The sequence below is a fragment of the Oleiphilus sp. HI0061 genome, assembly GCF_001635675.1.
In genome coordinates, this window is sequence record NZ_LWFE01001360.1 from 1 (window position 1) to 1,724 (window position 1,724).

3 protein-coding genes are annotated in these 1,724 nt (G+C 42.9%); 2 read left to right on the plus strand and 1 reads right to left on the minus strand.

The features are described from left to right. Both A3735_RS21535 and A3735_RS21540 read left to right on the plus strand, forming a co-directional pair. Positions 1-498 (plus strand): 2-oxo acid dehydrogenase subunit E2 (locus tag A3735_RS21535; RefSeq protein ID WP_197485964.1); only part of this gene is annotated, 498 nt, incomplete at its 5' end. 159 nt (positions 499-657) lie between these two features. Next, entirely contained in the window at positions 658-1,074 is a 417-nt protein-coding gene (locus A3735_RS21540; RefSeq protein ID WP_068510580.1) for an MAPEG family protein, read from the plus strand. A 17-nt stretch (positions 1,075-1,091) separates the two neighbouring features. Here the strand turns inward: A3735_RS21540 and A3735_RS21545 are convergent, their stop codons facing one another. After that, complete coding sequence (locus A3735_RS21545; protein WP_068507198.1) at positions 1,092-1,430, minus strand: hypothetical protein; 339 nt, start codon at positions 1,428-1,430, stop codon at positions 1,092-1,094. Positions 1,431-1,724: the final 294 nt, after the last annotated feature.

Genomic DNA, 1,724 nt, shown 5'->3' on the forward strand with positions numbered 1-1,724 from the left:
ACGCTCCGATGTATTAAGGCACTTGTCTTTGCGTGTATGAAGGAGCCAATACTCAATGCCTGGTTTGATGAGGAAGCTTTAGGTATTCAGTTATTCGAAGATATTCATTTAGGTGTGGCGGTTAATTCCGCGCAGGGTTTATACGTTCCGGTGATTCGAAAGGTGCAAACTCTAGACGATGCTAGAATCAGAAAAATCATGAAGAAACAGATTCAATCAGTTCATGACCGTACGATTAAGCCTCAAAAGCTACTTGGTGCAACGATTAGTCTAAGCAACTTTGGCTCGTTAAGCGGGCGTTACGCTACACCTATAATTGTTCCGCCACAGGTTTCGATCATGGGTGTGGGGAAAATTCGTGATGAGCCTGTCGTTGAAAACGGACAGATAAAGGTTGGTCGAGTTATGCCTATATCGCTGAGCTTTGATCATCGCGCAGCCAGCGGTGCAGAGGCGGCCAGGTTTATGCAGGCTTTTATCGAGTCGTTAGAGTCTTAAGGGCTCTCTGGTGCTTTGTTTCTCTGAGTGATCTACAGAGTTTCAAGTCTATACAAGTGATTGACCAAGGTCTCGCTTTATGTGAATGTGGTCTTGCGTTTGTGCATTAGTCAATACCGCACAATAGATAGGTACTCCACAACAATAGACGAGACTTTTATGGATACAGTTAGAATTATCTATCCCGCTATCGCGATGTTTTTATTAACCTCTTTTTTAGTTTTTAAACTAGGGTTAACACGCTTTGCGGCAATTAAACGCGGTGAAGTTAGTATGAAGTACTATCGTTCATACAATGAAGGGCAGGAGCCGCAAAGGCTCCATATTCTCACTCGCCATATTCATAACCACTTTGAGGTACCACCCTTATTTTATGTTGGGGTTATACTCACTTATATCACGGATAGCGTTGGTCTTGTGTCAGTTGTCGCTGCTTGGTTGTATGTGGCTTTGCGGCTAGTACATTCTTTTGTCCACTTGGGTAACAACAATGTCAGCCTAAGGTTTGCGAGCTTTGCTGCGAGTATGATGGCTTTAGCAGTGTTGTGGCTCGCCATGTTGTTTGCGTTGGTATAGTACTCGTAAGCACTTGTTTATCTGTCACATCGCAGTAACTTGAAGCGTTGTTTTCCCTCAAGAATCTCTGACTCTGGCCAGATCGCATTTGCCTTTTGCTCAAATGCTGCGTTCTGTGCCAGAATTTGAAGTTCTTCACTTATGGCTTTATCACTTCGTGTAATAAAAGCGTTTTCTGTCGGTACACTCGCTTCAAATGTATTGATCAATTCGCAGTTCTCGTCATTGGCAAAGATGATGTGCTTGGCTCCAGGGTTTAGTTCAATAAATGAGCAGCCAGAGAGCGCTGTACCGAGTATGAGTGCAGTAAACTTTGAAGACCGTTTGACTGAGGGGTAGCTATATTTAAGCAGCATCGTTATCGTCCTTTATTGTGACTAACGCATAGCTGACTGAAGGCATTTCCTTGCATCCATTTATACGTTTTTGGTTGAGTTTCATTCTTCTTCAGGGATAATGCATGTCAGAAAATTGCTGTGCAGTTCGGACGATTAGTTTAATCCCTTGTCACAAACTATATAGCAGCGATATAAGCTTGTTTTCTATCGGTAATTTTTTCATGAGTTTACAGTATAAGATAGTGCCGGTAACGGCTTTTGAGCAGAACTGCTCAATTTTGTGGTGCGATCAGAGTAAAAAAGCGGCAGTTG